Annotated in this window: 17 protein-coding genes; 15 read left to right on the top strand and 2 right to left on the bottom strand. The window is 41.6% G+C overall.

Annotated features, from left to right (window positions below):
* Positions 1 to 12 precede the first annotated feature (12 nt).
* The gene (locus NSQ36_RS09100) at positions 13 to 498 is read left to right on the top strand and encodes a DMT family transporter (protein ID WP_106035454.1); all 486 of its coding nucleotides are present in this window, start codon (positions 13 to 15) and stop codon (positions 496 to 498) included.
* A 10-nt stretch (positions 499 to 508) separates the two neighbouring features.
* Here NSQ36_RS09100 and NSQ36_RS09095 read toward each other — a convergent pair whose 3' ends face one another.
* The gene (locus NSQ36_RS09095) at positions 509 to 1,915 is read right to left on the bottom strand and encodes a phospholipase D family protein (protein ID WP_339207346.1); all 1,407 of its coding nucleotides are present in this window, start codon (positions 1,913 to 1,915) and stop codon (positions 509 to 511) included.
* Positions 1,916 to 2,074: 159 nt separating this feature from the next.
* Between NSQ36_RS09095 and NSQ36_RS09090 the strand changes: the two genes are divergently transcribed.
* From NSQ36_RS09090 to NSQ36_RS09070, 5 genes are all read left to right on the top strand, one after another.
* A complete protein-coding gene (locus NSQ36_RS09090) occupies positions 2,075 to 2,851 on the top strand; it encodes a MurR/RpiR family transcriptional regulator (protein ID WP_339207265.1) in 777 nt (258 codons plus the stop codon).
* Between the two features lie 130 nt (positions 2,852 to 2,981).
* Complete coding sequence (gene pfkB / locus NSQ36_RS09085; RefSeq protein ID WP_339207263.1) at positions 2,982 to 3,896, top strand: 1-phosphofructokinase; 915 nt, start codon at positions 2,982 to 2,984, stop codon at positions 3,894 to 3,896.
* A 12-nt stretch (positions 3,897 to 3,908) separates the two neighbouring features.
* Positions 3,909 to 5,327: a PTS fructose transporter subunit IIBC gene (locus NSQ36_RS09080; RefSeq protein WP_268460070.1), complete on the top strand. Its 1,419-nt coding sequence runs from the start codon at positions 3,909 to 3,911 to the stop codon at positions 5,325 to 5,327.
* A 15-nt stretch (positions 5,328 to 5,342) separates the two neighbouring features.
* Complete coding sequence (locus NSQ36_RS09075; protein WP_339207260.1) at positions 5,343 to 5,801, top strand: fructose PTS transporter subunit IIA; 459 nt, start codon at positions 5,343 to 5,345, stop codon at positions 5,799 to 5,801.
* A 2-nt stretch (positions 5,802 to 5,803) separates the two neighbouring features.
* Positions 5,804 to 6,673, top strand: coding sequence for a class II fructose-bisphosphate aldolase (locus NSQ36_RS09070; RefSeq protein ID WP_226805267.1), 870 nt, complete (start codon positions 5,804 to 5,806; stop codon positions 6,671 to 6,673).
* A 39-nt stretch (positions 6,674 to 6,712) separates the two neighbouring features.
* Here NSQ36_RS09070 and NSQ36_RS09065 read toward each other — a convergent pair whose 3' ends face one another.
* Positions 6,713 to 8,233, bottom strand: a complete 1,521-nt coding sequence (locus NSQ36_RS09065; protein ID WP_226805266.1) for an MDR family MFS transporter — start codon at positions 8,231 to 8,233, stop codon at positions 6,713 to 6,715.
* 170 nt (positions 8,234 to 8,403) lie between these two features.
* Here NSQ36_RS09065 and NSQ36_RS09060 point away from each other — a divergent pair, with 170 nt between their 5' ends.
* The 9 genes from NSQ36_RS09060 to NSQ36_RS09020 all read left to right on the top strand — a co-directional run bounded on the left by NSQ36_RS09060 (position 8,404) and on the right by NSQ36_RS09020 (position 18,612).
* Positions 8,404 to 8,823: a MarR family transcriptional regulator gene (locus NSQ36_RS09060; protein WP_226805343.1), complete on the top strand. Its 420-nt coding sequence runs from the start codon at positions 8,404 to 8,406 to the stop codon at positions 8,821 to 8,823.
* Positions 8,824 to 9,146: 323 nt separating this feature from the next.
* Positions 9,147 to 10,664, top strand: coding sequence for a T7SS effector LXG polymorphic toxin (locus tag NSQ36_RS09055; protein WP_339207343.1), 1,518 nt, complete (start codon positions 9,147 to 9,149; stop codon positions 10,662 to 10,664).
* A gap of 14 nt (positions 10,665 to 10,678) precedes the next feature.
* Positions 10,679 to 11,119 carry a rhs-associated protein gene (locus NSQ36_RS09050; protein ID WP_212046441.1) on the top strand — a complete coding sequence of 147 codons (441 nt, stop codon included), beginning with the start codon at positions 10,679 to 10,681 and terminating at the stop codon, positions 11,117 to 11,119.
* Positions 11,120 to 11,564: 445 nt separating this feature from the next.
* Positions 11,565 to 13,637, top strand: coding sequence for a BglG family transcription antiterminator (locus tag NSQ36_RS09045; RefSeq protein WP_267875504.1), 2,073 nt, complete (start codon positions 11,565 to 11,567; stop codon positions 13,635 to 13,637).
* 15 nt (positions 13,638 to 13,652) lie between these two features.
* Positions 13,653 to 13,919 carry a PTS sugar transporter subunit IIB gene (locus tag NSQ36_RS09040; RefSeq protein ID WP_050944853.1) on the top strand — a complete coding sequence of 89 codons (267 nt, stop codon included), beginning with the start codon at positions 13,653 to 13,655 and terminating at the stop codon, positions 13,917 to 13,919.
* A 25-nt stretch (positions 13,920 to 13,944) separates the two neighbouring features.
* A complete protein-coding gene (locus NSQ36_RS09035; RefSeq protein WP_106028859.1) occupies positions 13,945 to 15,207 on the top strand; it encodes a PTS ascorbate transporter subunit IIC in 1,263 nt (420 codons plus the stop codon).
* 17 nt (positions 15,208 to 15,224) lie between these two features.
* Positions 15,225 to 15,917 carry a D-allulose 6-phosphate 3-epimerase gene (gene alsE, locus NSQ36_RS09030; RefSeq protein ID WP_226805264.1) on the top strand — a complete coding sequence of 231 codons (693 nt, stop codon included), beginning with the start codon at positions 15,225 to 15,227 and terminating at the stop codon, positions 15,915 to 15,917.
* Positions 15,918 to 16,098: 181 nt separating this feature from the next.
* Positions 16,099 to 17,139 (top strand): LacI family DNA-binding transcriptional regulator, encoded by a 1,041-nt coding sequence (locus tag NSQ36_RS09025; RefSeq protein ID WP_226805263.1) that lies wholly within the window; start codon positions 16,099 to 16,101, stop codon positions 17,137 to 17,139.
* A gap of 216 nt (positions 17,140 to 17,355) precedes the next feature.
* The gene (locus tag NSQ36_RS09020) at positions 17,356 to 18,612 is read left to right on the top strand and encodes an ABC transporter substrate-binding protein (RefSeq protein ID WP_226805262.1); all 1,257 of its coding nucleotides are present in this window, start codon (positions 17,356 to 17,358) and stop codon (positions 18,610 to 18,612) included.

The raw sequence follows: 18,612 nt of genomic DNA, 5'->3' as shown, positions 1-18,612 counted from the left end.
AGGGATTTATATATGATCATAGGAATAGTATTAGCCATCACGGCTGGCGCACTCGTCAGCTTACAAACCATTTTTAACAGTAAGGTCAACGAGCACACAGGCTCTTGGTCAACGACAACCCTCGTTCTTGGAATGGGCTTTATTGCTTCACTCCTGATGGGGCTCTTACTAGAGGGGACTGGCATGTTTCGATTAAGACATATGGAAGCATGGTACTGGATCAGCGGGGCCATTGGGGTAGGAGTGGTCATTTGTCTTGTTCAAAGTATCAAACGTCTTGGACCGACTTATGGCATCTCGATTGTCCTCACGTCACAGCTCGGCTGCGCGCTTTTGTTTGATTCGCTTGGCTGGCTTGGGTTAGAAAAAGTAGAATTCTCTTTGACAAAACTTTTAGGTGTTATTGTGATTGTTGCTGGAATCTTGGTGTTTAAATTGACCAAATTGGAGTCAGCTGAAGAGCAGCAATCGCAAGAAAAAGGGCTGCCACAGGAGTAGCTGCCCTTTTTTAAATCAATCTCCTCCATAAAACCGTTATCGCGGATAATCCATTTAAAAGGAGCCTTTTCATCAAAGGCTTTTTTTTCTGTCCATAAGCGCTCGTCTGGTAGACAGTTCGATCTTTAGCAACGAGATAACTATAGGCGATTTTTCGTTCAATTGCTTGCGTAAGTGATAACGCAAACGGGGCACTGTCAATGACCAAAATGGACTCTGTGTTTAAAAAACTAGACCTCGCATCTAAGTTATATGTCCCAATAATACTCAGGTAATCATCAATCACCATTGATTTCGCATGAATCGAATATGGACCTTCGTATTCATACAAATGAACGCCTGTTTTCATCAATTCCTTTTTTGTACTTAAATATCCAGCAAAGGCTAATGGATTTGGCGTCGCCGTAAGAGAATTCGTCACCACTGTCGTCTGAATCTCACTAGGTAAGGGGGTGAGTCCGGATTTCATTGGGCGTGTTGGAATGACATAAGGCGTCTGTATAAGCACAGAACGCTTTGCCCGGTGCGCAAGATCGTTCAGTTTTTTCAGCACAAGTGGCCGCTTATTAAAGCGTTCCACAGGATTTGTGAAAAAGGCAACCTGTTTCACAGAAGTGGAATCTGCTGCCCAATCAAATGAGGACATCACAAAAGGTTCTTTCGTGCGCACTGCATCATGATAAGATCTGAGCAGCTGTTTTCTTAGCTTTAACCCTTTTTTCGCTTTTGGCTTAGAGAACACAGCTTTTGTTCTTTTTGTGAAATCATGATTCCACAGATAAACGAAATATTGTTCCATTTCATCTAATACTTTTCCCTTTTTGGGGTTATAGAGCAGCACATCACGGTCAAAAGCAAAGTCTTTCGGCGGCTGGTCTGCAAAGTATTTATCACCGATATTTCTTCCGCCCATCACAGCCACTCGGCCATCTGCTAGTAGCAGCTTATCGTGTAGCCGATTATGCCACGTCCAAGGCTTGAACAAACGAAAGGGCTCATAAAAACGAATCGACATGTTCGGATGATTTGCTACCGCATAGCGCAAATGCTTTAGCGGACCGCGCAAACTGTGACAGATGCCATCTAACAACAGCTGCACTTTCACACCTCGATCAGCTGCTTCAATTAAAGCACCTAGTATCCATTCGGCTGTTTTTCCCTTTTGAATGGAATAGTAACTGAGACGGATCATCTTCTTTGCCTCACGAATCATTTGAATCCTCACCTGACCAGATTCAAACCCGTCGTCAAGAAGCATCACTTGATTTGTCCCCTGATCGTCTCCTGAAATAGAAGAGGCTTTATAAATGCAATGTTCTTTGCATGTTTTTCGTATCGGTAAATAAAACAAAACAAATGCGGTCAAAAATACATAGACGACATAAAGAAGGATGAGATAAAACAAAAGATGAAGCATCATGATCAGCTCCTTTCACACAGACACAACTTTTCCTTAGTGTATGTCAAAAATGAAATTTCACTCATTTTGGCTTTTTAACAAAATACATGACAAAAGAATCAACTTGTTTTTATTGGGCATTTAATTATAGTATGAAATGAGTAAGGGGGAATCAAATTGAATGAACCACTATTTAACATTCCAACCGAAGTGTATCAAACGTTAAGTGAAACAGAACGTTATTTACTCAACTATATTCACCAGCATTTAGAGGATATCTCCACCTTATCCATCGTCACATTGAGTGAAAGAGCGAATGTGTCGACAGCCACAATTGTCAGACTGATGAAAAAAATTGGCTACAACGGCTATACATCCTTTAAATATCGATTGAAACAAGAAAAGAAAATGACCGATGCAAGTGATCAGCTCAAAAACATTGATGAAGACATTAAACTAGCGATTCGGAAAAATGAAGAAGAGGTTTTAAAGACGATCCAGCTGCAAAGTATTGGGCAAATTGAAGATGCCGTTCAAAAAATACATAATGCGGACAAAATTTATATTTTCGGCAGAGGCTTCTCAGAGATGATTGCCAAAGAAATGACCATCAAATTACAGCTCATCGGAAAAACATGCGAAGTACATGACGATCCGAATATCATTCGGCTGAAATCGAGAGACATCAGTAAAAACGAACTTGCGATCTTTGTTTCATTAAATGGCGAAACAGCGGAGCTCGTTGAAGCGTGTCAAAACCTTAGCATGAAGCAAGTCACGACCATTACCGTCACCACAAGAATAGATTCTACATTAAGTAAAATATCAGATATGACTCTAGTCGGATATAAAGGCGAACAATCTTTCTTCCCAGATTATGAGGTCAGATCGCGCCTGTCTCTTCATGTCATTGCCCGCATTTTACTAGATGCCTACGTGATTCGAATGAAATAACCGATAAAGAAGCCTTCGAGACTTTGATCTAGAAGGCTTTTTATCATGAAAACCTTTACACAATCTGAAAACATTTTCACTCCTGCGTATGAGATACTTTCTTTAGAGAAAAGAAAGAAGGTGAAACCAATTGATTTATACCTGCACCTTAAATCCTGCTATTGACCTATATATTGCATTAAAAGAAATGAAGGCAAATGCAGTCAACCGCACGGAAGATGAAGATTATCAGCCGAACGGCAAGGGAGTCAATGTCTCCATTATGCTAAAGAAATATGGATTCACCAGCACTGCATTAGGATTTATTGCTGGGTTTTCAGGCTCTTATATTGAACAATCCTTAAAGGACCTTTCCATTCAAACCGATTTTATCTCAGTTGAAGGAATTACACGCATTAATGTTTTTATTAATACGACAGAAGAATACAAGCTCGTGAACCAAGGACCTGCGATTGAAGAAAAAGCACTTCACGCCTTTCGTGAAAAAATAGCGGCCATTCCGCAGGGGGACATCCTGATCATGTCAGGCAGCCTGCCAAAGGGCATACCAGCCAGCATTTTTTCAGAAGTAGCAGCTATTTGTCATCAGCACAACGTCAAGTTTATTTTAGACACAAGCTCCGCAGCAGTTCTTGAGACGCTTCAATACAAGCCGTATTTATTAAAACCGAATGAAGAAGAAATCGCTGCTTTTTTCGGCAAAACACATCCTATGTCAGAAAAAGAACTCATTCAATCAGGAGAAAAGCTCATTGAGATGGGTGCAGAGCAAGTGCTTATTTCCCGCGGGGGAGAAGGGGCTTTGTTCATTACAAAAGACGCCGTCTTAAAAGGAAACGCACCGACAGGCACTGTAGTAAATACAGCTTGCTCTGGAGATGCGATGCTCGCAGCCTTTCTTAGTAAACAGCTTGAAGGTCATTCACCTGAAGAGTGCTTACGTTACGGCATTGCAACAGGCGCATCTACTGCATTTTCTAAAGGCTTAAGTGATTTACATGACATTCATTCATTAATTGATCAAGTACACATTGACAAGATATAAGGGGGAATAGACATGAGCCGCAAAAAAATTGTCGCTGCAACTGGCTGTCCAACAGGCATTGCACACACATTTATGGCAGCTGAGGCATTAAAAATAGCTGCTGAGCAACTAGGGGTCGACATCAAAGTTGAAACGCACGGTCAAGTAGGAATTGAAAACGCTTTAACCGATCAAGACATTCTGGAGGCCGATGGGGTCATTGTCGCAGCTGACAAAGATGTGAATACAGATCGTTTTCACGGCAAACCACTGATTGAAGTGCCTGTAGCGAAGGGTATCCGCACGCCAAATGAACTGATCCAAGGCATTATCAATGGAGAAGCTCCCGTTCATCAAGTGAAAGGAAGAGCTACTGGAACAGAAAAAACATCTGCTTCTTCTTCACCAGCTCAACAAAAGTCGGCGAATAAGTGGATACACACCATCTACAAACATTTAATGAACGGTGTATCACACATGCTTCCATTTGTTGTTGGAGGCGGGGTCTTAATTGCTTTATCTTTTCTATTCGGTATTTACTCAGCTGATCCTCAGCATGAAACGTATCATCCGTTTGCTGCCTATTTGAAAAGCATTGGTGGACTCGGCTTTAGCTTAATGGTGCCTATTTTAGCAGCATTTATCGCTGATTCAATCGCCAGACGCCCAGGGATGGTTGTCGGATTTATCGGCGGCCTGCTTGCAAACGATGGAGGCGCTGGATTCTTAGGTGGTATTATCGCAGGTTTTGCAGCAGGGTATATCATCGTACTCCTTCAATTCCTGCTTCAAAAATTACCTGCATCACTTGACGGATTAAAATCAATCTTCATCTATCCTGTTATCGGTATTTTCTTAATTGGGGCTGTGATGACACCACTATTAGTTCCAATCACAGGGCTAAATAATTCATTAATGGATTTTCTCTCAGCTGTTCAATCCACGAATCCGCTGCTCTTAGGTTTAATTGTTGGAGCGATGTGTGGATTTGACATGGGAGGACCTTTTAACAAAGCAGCCTATGTCACAGGAACGGCTTTACTTGCAGAAGGTAACCTTTACTTCATGGCAGGTGTGTCAGCAGCATGCATCACACCACCGCTTATCATTGCGATTGCCACAACGATTTTCCGAAAACATTTCACACCGCAGGAACGAAATGCAGGGGCCATCAACTATATTCTAGGAGCGACACATATAACAGAAGGGGCCATCCCATTTGCGGCAAAGAACCCGATCGTTGTCCTGCCAATTATCATGTTTGGCTCCGCCATCTCTGCTATATTGACGTATCTCTTTGGCGTACAGGTTCCAGCTCCGCATGGCGGGTTCCTTGTCCTTCCAGTCGTCACAGGCGCATTCCAGTGGGTACTATCCATACTGATCGGATCATTTGTAGGTGCCATTCTATACGGACTTTATCGTAAAAAAATAGACAAACCAGCAGTTTAATAGGGAGGAAGAGAAATGATGGAACATATTTATATGAATCTTCATGAAACCGCGTCGTCACAGGCTGGCGTTTTCGCAGCCATTGCTGACATTGCCTACAAAGCAGGTATTTGTACATCACCAGAGGATGTTAAAAAAGGCTTAGCTGAAAGAGAAGCACTGAGTACAACTGGATTTCAAGATGGATTTGCGATTCCACATACACAAACAGACGCCATCACAAAACCAGCACTCGTGATCGTCCGCACGGAAACAGGCATTGAATGGGACGCTTTTGATGGGAAGCCTTGCTTCTTCTTCTTATCCTTACTGATCCCCAAAAGTGAAGCAGGGACCACTCATCTAAAGGCTCTTTCTGACCTTTCACGAGGATTAATGGATGAAGCGAAACGACAAAAGCTACTGGAAACAAGAACAAATGAAGAGATGCTAACTGTATTAGAAACAGATATTTTAACGAGAGAGGATGTTTGATCATGCCTTTACTATCCACAACACCGATGCTTGAGACTGCGAAAAAAGAAAAATACGGAATCGTTGCATTCAATGTACATTCCTTTGACAGTATTTATTGGGTGCTCGAAACGGCCGCAGAATTAAAGTCACCTGTCATTTTGCAAACAACGGTTGGAACCGTTCAATCTCTTGGAGCAAAAGCGATTGCAGATACAGTCAAAGCCGCGGCTGATCAATATCAAATCCCGATCGGCCTGCACCTCGATCACTGTACGGACTTTGATGTGGTTCTCACCTGTATTCGTGCGGGATATACATCCGTCATGATCGATGCATCAATGCATTCATATGAAGAAAATGTTCGCCGCACAAAAGAAGTGGTGGACCTCGCATTAAAAGTAGGGGTGAACGTTGAAGCTGAACTAGGCAAGGTGGGCGGCGTAGAGGATGATATCGTTGTTGATGAAAAGGATGCTGAAAAAGCCATTCCATCAGAATGCCGTCAATTTGTAGAAGAAACTGGGGTACCAACTTTAGCACCTGCAATTGGTACCGCACACGGCATTTATAAAGGGGTACCGGATATTGACTTTGACCGCATTGAACAAATTGCATCGCTGGTCGATGTTCCCCTTGTGCTACACGGGGGTTCCGCTGTACCGGATGAAGACGTCAGACGATGTGTGGCACTTGGTATGGCAAAGGTCAATGTCTCAACTGAATTAAAAAATGCGTACTCTGAAGCCATTCGTGATCATTTCTCAAACGAACCGGAAAGCTTAGATCCACGGATGTATTTACAAAAAGCGAAACAAGCAGCAAAAGATATGGTCACATCGAAAATACGTATCGTTGGCAGTGAGGGCAAAGCCCATCCTCTATATCAGTGAAACAAAAAAGCAGAGCCGCTTAAGCTCTGCTTTTTCACATTATTCGTTTTCTTTCATTTCATTTGATGTGCGTACCCGTGCATTTCCCATAAACAGGACCGTAATCGCTGCAAGGGCAATAGGGAATAACGCAATCAAAAATACGTACGTGATACTTTGTGACATCGCATCGATGACTTTATTTAAAATATCAGGCGGAATTTGTGAACGGGCACCCTCTTGAAAAATGGCCTGTGGATCACCTATTTGAGAAGGGGCTCCTTTCATTCCGCTAAAGGCATCTGCTAAGCGATTCGATAGGACATTGGTTTGAATCGTCCCAAAAATCGTGACACCAAGTGTCATCCCAAGTGATCTCATAAATGAATTGGTCGAGTTTGCACTGCCTCGGTAACGAGGGGCAAGATCATTCATTGAAGCTGACGGCAGAAGGGAGAAGCTGAAGCCGACACCAAAGCCTGATATCATCATAAAGATTGTGAGCCACAGTCTAGCTGTATCTGGTGACATATTGGCAAGCAGCAGCATCCCCGCGAAAAATGAAATGACAGAGATCGCCATAAGACGTCTGAAAGGCACTTTCGTCTGCATCGTTCCGCCAATCATACTGCCAATGACAGACCCTATCATCATCGGTGTTAAAATGAATCCTGCACTTGTCGCTGATTCACCGTACACCGCCTGGACGAAAATAGGAATGAAGACGGCAAGAATAATAAATGTTCCGCCATATAAAAACGCCAAAATTTGAGATGTCGCAAATAAACGATTTTTAAACATCCAAAATGAAATAATCGGTTCCTCCGCTTTACGCTCAACAATAAAGAAGATGGTACCAAACACAACAAACACGGCAAAAAGTGTGAGGATTTGCACCGAATCCCATGCATAGGATTTACCGCCAAGCTCAAGAGCGAACATCAAGCTCACAACCGCCACGACAAGTGTAATAGCACCTGACCAGTCAATTTTCTGCTTGCGATGTTCTAGGGATTCATGATAGTATCTGGCGATCAAGAACACACTAACAATACCAATTGGCACGTTAATATAGAAAACCCAATGCCAGCCGATTGAATCTGTGATAATAGCTCCTAATAGTGGTCCTAGTACACTCGATAAACCAAACACTGCACCAAACATACCGGACATTTTCCCGCGTTTTTCAGGCGGGAAGATATCAAAGATGATCGTAAACGCGATCGGAAGAAGGGCACCGCCTCCAAGCCCTTGAATGGCTCGGTAAATAATGAGCTGATCCATCGTTTGTGCGATACCGCAAAGCGCAGATCCAATTAAAAAGAAAATAAGTCCAAACAGAAAAAAACGCTTTCGACCATACATATCAGAAAGCTTTCCGTAAATCGGCATTCCAGCCATTACTGCCACCATATAAGAAGCCGTCACCCAAGCAAATTTATCAAAACTGCCCAAATCTGCTACGATGCTTCCCATTGCTGTTGCAACAATGGTATTGTCCATCGCCGCCATAAAAATTCCTAACAGCAAACCGATGACAACTAAGCGAGTGGATGCCTTGCCTTTATCCACATGATTCATTTCATTTACCTCCTGCTTACGTTCTCTCCTTATTTTTGCTATGATCAACTTAAATATAAAGTAAGAGAACATTTATCTTGATGATCAAGATAAATTGATTTTAAAGGGAGGAGAACAAGTTGTCAATAAAGAACGACGCAGAAGACAGAGCAGACCTGATCATCCATACAATGAGGCGCCTCGCCACACGAACGGTTTTATTCCACCAAGCGGCCGCACAATCGCTTGGCCTTTTCCCAACAGACCTCAAATCAGCCGATTTATTAAACGAACTCGGTCCTCTCACAGCAGGAGAATTAAGTGAAAAAACAGGTCTTAGCTCAGGTGCGGTCACAGCTCTGATTGACCGCCTTGAAAAAGCGGGCTACGCCAAAAGAGAAAAGGACCCAAAAGACAAACGAAGAGTCATCATCGTTCCATTAACAGCAGGGAAATCACAGGTAAAAGAACTCTTTCGATCCTTATCAGCATCAACAAAACTGCTCACAAACGAATACAAACGAGAAGAATTAGACTTAATTATTCAATTTATTACCGAAGCAGCAGATATTATGGATCAAGAGTTGCAATTGCTTAAGTCTAAATCGTAAGAAAGCACACTGTTGCGGGTGTGCTTTTCTATAAGTTGTTCAAATAAGGTAGCGAAGATTATAATTGGCTCAATTAGTGGCCTCTTCTTACCATGGAAGTGCTCTATAACCTTGTTTACAATGGAACATCTCAAATGATTTTAATTAAAGGATGGTTTAAAAATCGCGTCTTAATGATTACTGACGATAGCGGAGCTAAAGCGTTCTAATAAAACACGGTTCATTACATATTAAGTACTTTTTTGTATCTTTATTCCTATTTAATGACAAACTTTGTGTTGGTAAAATTGACCTTGTCAATGAATAGGAAGGAGTGAATTCTTCTGGGGAAGATACTTGATGCAAAAGCACTAACAAGTGCCATGGATGCAAGGGCAAAACACTACCAGGAACTCCGTGAACAAATGGTAGATTTAAAAAAAGCATTACAAGGTGTTTCTAACCTTGGTGACGACTTCACTGGAAAAGGTGCCGATAACATTAAAAGCTTTTATAAAGAACTGGCTGGAAATGTAGATATGTTTATCAGCTTCATTGATAAGCAAAAAGCCTTTCATGAAGGTGTTTCTGGGACACTTGATGATACGAGTTTTGGCGGCGAAACCTTCGTAGAAGAACACTTTTTAGACAACGCTGTACATATGGGCATCAAAAATGCCAAAAGCATTGTGAAGGATCAAAAAAAGGCGCTTAAAACGATTTTTCAAGACATCGACGACCTCATTTCTCTAGAAGTATTTGATAGTCAAACCTTTGATGAAAAAATTGCAGATGCGGAAGACGAGCGAAAAAAGACGATCAAAGATCTAAGAGAGCTTGATCAAAATTTAAAAGATGAATATGCTTTGTCAGAAACGGAGCAGCAAGCTACAATGGCATTGTATACGGAAATGATGAATGCCACAAATGACGGAAAAGCCATTTCGCCTATGAATTTTGACAAGAAAGCGTATCAAAATAGTGAAATCTACAAGGCAAAAAGCGATATTGAGAAGCAAACTTCCGAATATCTCAACATTAAAAAAGAACAACAGGAAGCCCGCGAGATCGCAAAGGAACAAGAAGCACTCGCCAACCGTCCTTGGTATGAAAAAGCACTTGATTATGGTGGGAATATCGTCAATGAATTAACTGGCGTGAACGATGCAAAACGCGCCGCTACAGGTGTTGACCCGATCACAGGTGAAGAGCTCACCGCAGGACAGCGCGTCGCAGCAGGCGGTATGGCAGCAGCAGGTTATATCCCAATCGTCGGATGGGCAGGTCGTATTTTCAAAGGTGGAAAAGCCGTCTATAAAACAACTCAAGCCACATCAGCCGCAGTGAGAGCAGTCGACATTTACAAGACATCGCAAAAATCCTTTGACGCCTTAAAAACATCTCAAAAAGGCTTATATGGTCTTACCGCCACCAACGGCTTCAGCGAAGCGATTACAGGGCGTGATATGTTTGGGAATAAGATCTCAAAAGAACAGCAGGAAGCGAGTATGAATGCGGCTCTGGGAATGCTTTTGCCGTTTGGGGCGAAAGGGATTCACGGTAAAATAGGGGTTAAGGCTACAAATAAAAACAAGTCATATGAGCAATCTCGAAATGAAGCATTGGTTTGGTTGGAGGAAAGAGGCTTCAAATCTGAAAAACAAACCTTTGGAAAATTTGGATATACTAGAAATAAACCTATAGGTAGACAAACTGAGGACGGTAAAGTAGGTTTCCGAATCGAACATGATAGTAGAAGTGGTGCTCATATTAACGTTTGGGCTGGGAAAGAAAAGGGACCGCATTTTCAATTTGATGCATCCGAAAAAACAGTTAAAAAAATACAAAAACATTTTAGATAAAGGGGTTAATTTTATTGAATACTTATGATGAAGATCTAATAAAGGATTTGGAATTAAAAGACCTTCTTAATTGTGTCAAAGTAAATAAAAATCCAGAAATTTATTTAGATTTAATAGAACAAAAATTTGAATTTGATGGGTCGAAAATAGATTGGTTACAAACTAATAACCATCATAGTAAGAACTCAAATAATGAATCTTTACTTCCTGATGCTCTTCTATTTATAACTGAATTAAAAGAAAAATATTTAGCTAATAACTTACAAGTAATTTACATAGGGGATAATCTTACAGAGTTTGGGTACCAGTTTGAATTAAAGCATATAGAAGAGTTACTAGTCTATTTTTTAGATATCCCACAGCATCACTACTTTGTACCATTAGAAGGTGATTGGTGTATTTGCATTTCTTATGAAAACTATTTGGATTTCGGTTTTAGTTTAAACAAGAAATAATTTTAAGCGTCACGTATAGGAAAAATAAAAGATTATAGAAAGTAGAAAAACCTTGATTGACTTTATGCCTTTCAAGGTTTTTGCGTTTATTGGGCTTTAAACCGAGAAAAAGCCGACAAAAAGGGAACCTTTTTCAGCGTGGATCATCAGTACATATTGTGTGAATAAGAATGCCAAAAGCATTGTGAAGGGTCAAAAAGGCATGTGAAACGATTTTAAGGACATTCATGACCTCATTACGAAGGGTTTGTTTCTATCACGAAAAAAAGACAAAGGACTAAAATAAACATTACAAGTCTCAAAGCACACTCAAGCGGGTGTGCTTTTTCTTATAGCAAAAGAACACCCAAAAAGCTGCACAGCATTTGCTGAAGACATTTGGACTTCTTTGACGCAGGGGAGTTGATTAGACTTATAACCAAAGGGAAGAAGGGAGGAATTCGAACTGCACTTAACCAAAAGGGGTACGACTTTATTATCGATGCTGATTCACACGACATCTTATTTATCAATTGAAGATTTACAGAACCGACTGAATGTCTCTACTCGAACCGTCTACTCTGAAATCAAACGAATGAATAGCTGGCTGAAAACTCATGAGCTTAGTGGCGTTCAGCGAAAAGATCAACTTGGCTACTACTTACTCACACATGAAAAAGAAGTCATTATTCAAAAAGCGAACACCATTCTCGTTGGTTCTGATTATGAACCATGTGTAAAGGAAAGAAGGGCGATCCTGCTCTTATCCATTGCATGCAGTGAGAAACGTCTAAAAATTGATGATTTTATGAAGCTGACCAAAGTGAGCCGAAATACATTGCTTGAAGATATGAAACAGCTAAAAGAAGCACTTTCAAAGCAGCAGCTCACGCTTCACTATCAGGCAGCCTGCGGCTATTTGATTTCAGGAGAAGAAAGAATGATTCGATTGGCGCTGAAACCTTATATTCATTCCATTCGCACCATGATAAAAAACGAAAAAGCGTTTCCATCTTTTTGGTTAAAGGGGCCCATTTCATATAACAGGTTAAAGCATCTCCTCGAGCAGTCAGAACAAGAGCTTAAGCTCGAGTTTGCAGATGACATGCTGGATCAGCTCTCTTTGGATCTCTTTTTCTACTTTAAGCGGATGAAGCTAGGACGTGCTTTACACCTTTCAAACGAAGAAAAGCGTACATTGCAGGAAACAGATGAATGCTTGGCGGCTATTCGTTTCATGGCACGAATTCAAAGAGAAACCGGCCTTCAAGTTCATGATGATGAAATCTATTTTCTTAGCACTCTATGGCTCAGCGCCAAGAAACAAAAGCTTCCATCAAGTCAAAAGCCAGAAGAGCATCTCATTCGCACCATTGCCAGACAAATGATTGTTGATTTTCAGCGGTATGCATGTATCTCCTTTCAAGATTACGAAGCCTTGGAGCAAAACTTAACCATGCATCTCATCCCTGCCTATTACAGACTCATCTATCACATCGATATCAACAATGAATTAACAGAATCTATTAAAAAAACACAGCCAGAGGTGTTTGACATCACTCAAAAGGTCGTATGCCATTTAGAAAAGGCGACCTGCTCCAAGATAAGTGATCATGAAATTGCTTACGTGGCGATGCATTTTGGTGGTTGGATGAGAAGAGAAGGGATTTCGCCAATTGTGCGGCGTTCTGTATACATTGTTTGCGGCGAAGGAATTGGCACAAGTCATATGCTGAAAACACAGCTTATCGAATTAATCGGTTATATCGATGTACGTGATCTATTATCAAAGCGCTCATATGAACAGCTGTCATCGATTGATGTCGACTTTGTTGTGTCAACAACACCTATTTCGTTTAAAGGAAAGCCAGTTCATCTCGTTCATCCCATCCTTACTGCCTATGAGAAAAAAACCTTACTTCAATATGGAGAAGGTGCAGAAACTAGGTTTGATGAGAAAAATGTGAACGCTTTATTCAACATCATTCAACAACATACCATCGTACAAAATGAAAATGCACTGCTTCGTGATCTTAAAGCGCTACTGCATCCCGCATATGTATCCCATCAGAAAGGGTGGAAACCAGTGTTAAACGATTTATTAACAGAAAAAACCATTCATCTCCAGCAAACAGCAGAAACATGGCAAGAGGCCATCACAAAAGCAGCGCAGCCTTTACTCGATCAAAATGCCATTCAGAAAGGTTATGTGGAGGCCATGATTCAGTCCGTTCATCAAAATGGACCTTATATTGTGATCGCGCCACAAGTAGCCATTCCGCATGCTAGACCAGAGGACGGCGTGAACGAATTAAGCATGTCACTCATGTCATTCGAACGGCCCGTTTTTTTCTCTAAGGATGAAAAAAAACAGGTTCGTCTCATCATTGTGCTAGCAGCCATTGACAGTATCACTCACCTGAAAGCGCTCAAACAGCTGACCAGGCTGTTAAGTGATGAAAAACGGAGGAAACAACTGATTGAAGCAAAGGATTTAGCATCGGTGCAAAAACTAGTTGATCAATTTTCACAACGATAAAGGAGGAAAAAGAGAATGAAAAAAATTCTTGTTGTGTGCGGAAACGGATTAGGAAGCAGCTTTATCGTAGAAATGAATGTCAAAAAAGCATTAGAAGAGTTAGGGCTTGTAGCTGAAGTGGACCATACCGATCTCAGCACAAGTAAAAATGAACTGGCTGATCTATATATCGGAGCAACAGACATTATCGATCAGCTGGATGACGGCACAAGAAAGGTCGCTGGATTAAATAACTTGTTAGACCAGGAAGCCATTAAAGACGTCCTTCGTAAACACATTTAAGCCACGAAAAAGGGGGATTCACATCATGATAGAACTGATCATGAATGATATATTGGGCACACCAGCCATTCTCATCGGTTTGTTTGCACTAGCTGGTTTACTTTTGCAGAAAAAATCAGCTGCCGATACAGTATCAGGCACCTTAAAAACAACGATGGGTTTTTTAATATTAGGAGCGGGCGCCACAGTCGTGTCTGATTCACTTGGCGTTTTTCGAAAAATGTTTGAAGCAGCATTTCACATTCAAGGGGTTGTCCCAAATACAGATGCCATGGCAGCCATTGCTCAAAAGGAATTCGGGACACAGACGGCTCTCATTATGATTTTTGGCATGCTGGTCAATTTATTATTGGCAAAATTCACCCCCTTTAAATACGTCTTTTTAACAGGACACCATACCTTGTATATGGCTGCAATGCTCGCAGTCGTTCTTTCGACAGCAGGAATGCAAGGAGCGCTTCTTGTCACTATCGGTTCAATTATATTAGGGACCGCTATGGTCATTGCACCCGCTATTCTTCAGCCATTCACAAGGAAAGTCACTGGAAGCGATGATCTTGCGCTTGGACACTTCAGTACCTTCGGTTATTTTACAGCGGGAATGATCGGAAAATGGATCGGTCGTCCAGAGAGATCAACAGAAACCATTCAAGTGCCTAAATCACTCGGCTTTCTACGAGATACATCTGTGGCCATTTCAATCACGATGGCTTTGCTCTTCTTTGCGATTGCACCGTTTGCTGGTATTCCCTTTATAGAACAAATGAGTGGGGGCACGAACTTCGCCGTCTTCATTCTCATTCAGGCGATAACCTTTGCTGCTGGTGTGTACATTATTTTAGCCGGGGTTCGGATGGCAATCGGTGAAATCGTGCCTGCTTTCAAAGGGATTGCCGATCGTTTTGTGAAAGGGGCAAAACCGGCACTTGACGCACCAACCGTTTTTCCATTTGCTCCAAATGCAGTCATTATCGGTTTTTTATGCAGCTTTGCAGGAGGCATTGTATCCATTTTTCTTTTACCTTTGTTTGGTTTAACTGTCATTGTTCCTGGTCTAGTCCCGCACTTTTTTTGCGGCGCTACAGCAGGAGTGTATGGCAATGCAACAGGAGGCGTGAGAGGGGCTGTCGCTGGGGCATTTGCAAATGGATTGCTTCTTTCTTTTTTACCTGCTTGTTTATTACCTGTGTTAGGAACCCTTGGTTTTGAAGGGACAACTTTTGGAGATACAGACTTTGGTATCATCGGAATCTTGATTGGATTGATCAAGCTTTTATTTCAACTGTAAAAAGGAGGATTCTGAGAATGACAGCCATTTTTTCACCTTCGCTGATGTGCATGGATTTAACGCACTTCCGCGAACATATTCATATTCTCAACACAAGAGCAGATCGATATCATGTCGACGTCATGGATGGTCATTACGTGAAAAATATCACCTTATCACCCTTTTTCATAGAACAGCTTCGAAAACTGACAGATAGACCAATTGATGTGCATCTTATGGCAGAATACCCCCAAGAATTTTTAATCGATGCCTGCATTGATGCAGGCGCAAGCATGATCTGCTTACACCCAGAGGTCGTGCAAAGAGACGTTTTTAGAATCATTCGGCATATCCATCAAAGAGACTGCGAGGTTGGCTTTGTCTTAAATCCCGCCACACCAATTGCAGTGTTAGATACCTATCTACATTTAATAGACCGAGTGACGATCATGACGATTGATCCAGGCTTTGCAGGGCAGCCTTTTATTAAAGAAATGCTTCAGAAAATGAAACAGGTGAAAGATGTAAAAGAGAAGGGAGGCTACTCGTTTTCAATTGAAGTAGACGGCTCTTGTAATGAGAGCACGTTCCGGCTGCTTGCTGAGGCTGGAAACGAGATCTATATTATCGGTACCTCAGGTTTATTTGGACTTCACCATCAACTTGATACGGCTTGGGAGACAATGAAGCAATTGTTTTCAAAAGAAACAGCCTCAATTGAATCACGTTAGTAAAAGAGGATGAAACCCATCCTCTTTTTTACGCAACTTTACTAAAACATCGTATCTAACCAAAACATACTCGAAAACAAAATAAAAAATCATAACTTCACACTTGAAAGCGCTTTATCAACATGTTATCCTTCAAATATCTTTAGTAAATATTTAGTCAAAAACCAAGAGGAGTTTGCCTATGACCACACTCAAAGATATTGCTCATGATGCAAAAGTGTCCGTATCCACTGTATCCCGTGTGTTAAATGGTGATCAAACCCTTGCCGTTTCTCACGTAACAAGACAAAACATCCTCGACATTGCAAAGAAGCTAAACTATACCCCAGTGAGAGCAAGAAAAGCCGATCAAGCAGAGGAAAAAAGCCCATCTGAATCCCCAGTCATCGGTATCGTTGTCGCTCAATCCATTGACGAAGAATTAAATGACCCCTTTTTTTCATCGATTCGAAAAGGAATTGAAAAAGAATATGCCAAACAAGGGCTCTCCACCCTCCATACCTTTCGCCTGAGAAGCATGGATAAAGGGGCAATGCTAAAGGATATTGACGGTTTGATCGTCATTGGACGAATTAGCCCTGATACGGTGGAAAAAATGACAAATCGAATGGAACACATTGTTTTTATCAATCATTATGCGGATGAGGATTTATATGATTGTGTACATGTCGATTTTGTCAGAGCGGCAGATCGAGCGATTCGCCATCTGCAATCGCTTGGCTATACACATCTAGGCTATATTGGCGGAAAGGAGCGAGAGCATTATTTCGAAGGTAATGCTGTGATTGAAGACGAAAGACAAACGACGTTTATGAAAAGAATGCAAGAGGCAGGTAGTCTTCATCTGGATGACATCCATATTGGAGAATACTCCATGCAAGAAGGCTATACGCTCATGCAGAAGGCCATTAAAAAAGGAAACATGCCACAAGCCTTTTTTATTGGAAGTGATTCAATGGCGATCGGTGCAATGCGTGCGCTCAACGAAGCGGGTCTACGTGTTCCTTTCGATGTATCCATTGTTGGGTTTAATGACATTGAAGCGGCTTCATTTTCAAGCCCGCCGCTTACAACCGTCAAAGTATATACAGAAGAAATGGGGGAAGTCGGTCTGAAGCTTTTGCTTGAAAGAATAAACGGCAGAAAGCTTCCTCTAAAAGTTGTCATGCCAACAAAACTCATCGAACGAGGCAGCACATGTCTCATCCATGAAAGGGGGTGAACCGCGATTTCAGCAAACAAAAAAGAGACAAAAAAGCAGAAAGCAAGCTGCTAGCATGATGGCAAGATCATGCGAAGAACAAGGCAGCCTACTGGTATGCTCTCTTATCTCTTTGAAAAGAATAGAATTCCAGTATAATGGACTTCTTTTGTTTCCGCAACTGCATGAATTCTACCGATTATCGTCTGAATTTTCAGTGATTAAAAGGAGGAAACCATGAATAAAAAAATCATGCTACTCACTGCGGCCTTTATCTTGACCATTCTTTTGTCTGCTTGCAGCAATAGCGGAACGTCCGAAGCAAACGGAAAGGTCACCCTAACTCTCTTTTCGACGATGAGCAACAGCGGGGAAAGAAAAGCGTTTGAAGAAGTGATCCGTAAATTTGAAAAAGAGCATCCACATCTTCGAATCGATGCCAACTTCCCAGGCAACAGCTATGAAGATACGATCCGTGTCAAAATGGGGGCAAATGATATGCCAGATCTGTTTGACACACATGGCTGGGCAAAACTGCGCTACAGCGAGTATGTGGCTGATTTAAAAGAAATGGATTGGGTGAAACAGCTTGATCCTTCACTCGATCAAATTTTAAAGGACCAAGATGGCAAAGTATACGCGTATCCGCTGAATCAAGCAAAAGACGGGCTTAGCTTTAATGCCAATATATTAAAGGACTATGACATTGAAATCCCTAGAACACTTGATGAGCTAAAATCCGCTTTGCTGACAGTGAAGGAAAAGAGCAAAGGAGAGGTTGTGCCGCTCTGGATACCAGGAGGAGACAACTCAAATATCGCCCAAGTCTTTGATGAACTCGCCACACCTTTATTGATCACCAGTCCAAACCACCGATACGGAAAAGACCTTGAAAACGGATCATTTGATTGGTCTCTCTATACACCGCTTGCACAGTTCATGAAGGAGCTGAAGGATCAAGATCTTTTAAACAAAGATGTCCTCACAGCAAAACTATCTCAAGCACCTGAACTGATGGCACAAAACAAAATAGCCTTCACCTTTGTCGGCGGCTCATTAGGACCTGAAGCATCTGAACTCAATCCATCGATCAAAGTAGGGACGATGCCAGTTCCATCTATTCATGAAGGAGATAAGCAAAGCTGGATTGGAGGAGAACGGTTTACGGTCGCTGCATGGAAAGACTCCAAGCATCTAAAAGAAGCAAAACAATTCATTGATTTTCTCGAAAAGCCTGAAAATGCGAAAAAGATCGCAGAAGGCACATCCTCTGAAGCAGCCTTAACGCAAGTGAAAGCGAAAAACTATTACTCTACGTTTTACGATCAATACGAACAGGTGAAGATTGAACCGTATTTCGATCGAAAATACTTACCAAGCGGCATGTGGGCTGTCATGGCAACATCGGGTCAAGAATTATTAGCAGGCTCCATTACACCAGAACAATTATCGAAGAAGATGGAAGAAGAATATAAGCGTCTGAAAAAACAATAG

This window comes from Bacillus sp. FSL W8-1143 (genome assembly GCF_037965155.1).
Taxonomy (GTDB): domain Bacteria; phylum Bacillota; class Bacilli; order Bacillales; family Bacillaceae; genus Bacillus; species Bacillus pumilus.
The sequence above is the reverse complement of the archived record's forward strand: the minus strand, read 5'-3'. Positions and strand labels throughout refer to the sequence as shown.

Coding starts and splice junctions, on each gene's coding strand:
- NSQ36_RS09035 (WP_106028859.1), top strand. CDS start 13,945: ATGATAGAACTGATCATGAATGATATATTGGGCACACCAGCCATTCTC.
- NSQ36_RS09075 (WP_339207260.1), top strand. CDS start 5,343: ATGATGGAACATATTTATATGAATCTTCATGAAACCGCGTCGTCACAG.
- NSQ36_RS09025 (WP_226805263.1), top strand. CDS start 16,099: ATGACCACACTCAAAGATATTGCTCATGATGCAAAAGTGTCCGTATCC.
- NSQ36_RS09080 (WP_268460070.1), top strand. CDS start 3,909: ATGAGCCGCAAAAAAATTGTCGCTGCAACTGGCTGTCCAACAGGCATT.
- NSQ36_RS09060 (WP_226805343.1), top strand. CDS start 8,404: ATGAGGCGCCTCGCCACACGAACGGTTTTATTCCACCAAGCGGCCGCA.
- NSQ36_RS09040 (WP_050944853.1), top strand. CDS start 13,653: ATGAAAAAAATTCTTGTTGTGTGCGGAAACGGATTAGGAAGCAGCTTT.
- NSQ36_RS09100 (WP_106035454.1), top strand. CDS start 13: ATGATCATAGGAATAGTATTAGCCATCACGGCTGGCGCACTCGTCAGC.
- NSQ36_RS09070 (WP_226805267.1), top strand. CDS start 5,804: ATGCCTTTACTATCCACAACACCGATGCTTGAGACTGCGAAAAAAGAA.
- NSQ36_RS09095 (WP_339207346.1), bottom strand. CDS start 1,915: ATGCTTCATCTTTTGTTTTATCTCATCCTTCTTTATGTCGTCTATGTA.
- NSQ36_RS09065 (WP_226805266.1), bottom strand. CDS start 8,233: ATGAATCATGTGGATAAAGGCAAGGCATCCACTCGCTTAGTTGTCATC.
- alsE (WP_226805264.1), top strand. CDS start 15,225: ATGACAGCCATTTTTTCACCTTCGCTGATGTGCATGGATTTAACGCAC.
- NSQ36_RS09020 (WP_226805262.1), top strand. CDS start 17,356: ATGAATAAAAAAATCATGCTACTCACTGCGGCCTTTATCTTGACCATT.